The organism is Sphingobium sp. ba1, from assembly GCF_000743655.1.
Taxonomy (GTDB): Bacteria; Pseudomonadota; Alphaproteobacteria; order Sphingomonadales; family Sphingomonadaceae; genus Sphingobium.
In genome coordinates, this window is the sequence record NZ_JPPQ01000072.1 from 1 (window position 1) to 1562 (window position 1562).

The window sequence follows — 1562 nt, forward strand, 5'->3', positions numbered from 1 at the left end:
CTATATGCCGATGGTGCCCCAGGCGGTGATCGCGATGCTGGCCTGCGCGCGGATCGGCGCGATCCATTCGGTGGTGTTCGGCGGGTTCGCCGCGCCCGAACTCGCCAAGCGGATCGACGATGCGACGCCCGCTTTGCTGATGACGGCATCCTGCGGGATCGAAGGCAGCAAGGTCATCCCGTACAAGCCCCTGGTGGACAAGGCGCTGCAAATGGCGACCCACCGGATCGAGCGCGTCATCCTGTTGCAACGGCCCCAGGCGATCGCGCCGATGCAGGAGGGGCGCGACCTCGACTGGGCCGATACGCTGGCACAGGCGCAGCCGGTCGAGTGCTTGGCAGTAGAAGCGACCCATCCGCTCTATATTCTCTATACTTCGGGCACGACCGGCACGCCCAAGGGGGTGGTGCGGCAGAATGGCGGTCATGCGGTGGCGATCGCCTGGAGCATGGCGCATATCTATGGCATTCGTCCGGGCGAGGTGTTCTGGGCGGCGTCCGATGTCGGCTGGGTCGTGGGGCATAGCTATATCGCCTATGGGCCGTTGCTGGCAGGCGCGACGACATTGTTGTTCGAAGGCAAGCCAGTGGGCACGCCGGACGCAGGCACTTTCTGGCGGACCATTGTCCGCAACGATGTCCGCATCTTCTTCACCGCGCCCACCGCAATCCGCGCGGTGCGCAAGGAAGACCCGGAGGGCGACTATATCCGCCAGATCGGCACGGGCAATTTGCGTGCGCTGTTCCTGGCGGGCGAGCGGGCGGACCCGGACACGATCCATTGGGCCGAAGCGCAGCTCAACCTGCCGGTGACCGACCATTGGTGGCAGACGGAACTGGGCTGGCCTGCGCTCGCGACCTGCTTTGGCCTGGGCGATACGCGGCGCAAGGCGGGGAGCGCGGGCTTCCCGGTGCCAGGCTATGGCTTTCGCGTGGTGGACGATGGCGGCGTGGACGTTGCGCCCGGCGAAACGGGCAATGTGGTGATGACGCTGCCGCTGCCGCCGGGCTGCTATGCCGGGCTGTGGAACAATGAAGCGGGTTTTGCCAAGGCCTTTGCCGGTTTCCCCGGACATTATGAGACGGGCGATGCGGGCCATGTCGATGCCGACGGCTTCGTCAACATCATGGGGCGCACCGACGACATCATCAATGTCGCGGGCCACCGCCTGTCCACCGGGCAGATGGAGCAGATCGTCGCCTGTCATCCGCTGGTGTCCGAATGCGCGGTGATCGGCGTGGACGATGCGTTGAAAGGCATGGTGCCGATGGCCTTCGTCGTCGCGCGGACAGGCGAGTGGGACGCGTCGGCGCTGGGGGCCGAGATCATCAAGGCGGTGCGCGACGAACTGGGGCCGGTGGCGGCTCTGAAGGACGTGCATGTCGTCGGTGCCCTGCCCAAGACGCGGTCGGGCAAGATATTGCGCGCGGCACTGCGTCAGGTCGCGGCGGGGGAGCGGATCGCCATGCCCGCGACCATCGAAAGCCCGGCGGCGCTGGAGGCGATCATGGCGATATTCGCGAAGGTGGAGTGAGGGCGGCAGTGGCGGCGGTCAGACTGAC

1 protein-coding gene is annotated in these 1562 nt (G+C 66.5%); it reads left to right on the forward strand.

Going from position 1 to position 1562, the window contains the following annotated elements:
* The coding region (locus IL54_RS19095) for an AMP-binding protein (protein WP_037479559.1) at positions 1 to 1534 on the forward strand (1534 nt) is incomplete at its 5' end.
* Positions 1535 to 1562: the final 28 nt, after the last annotated feature.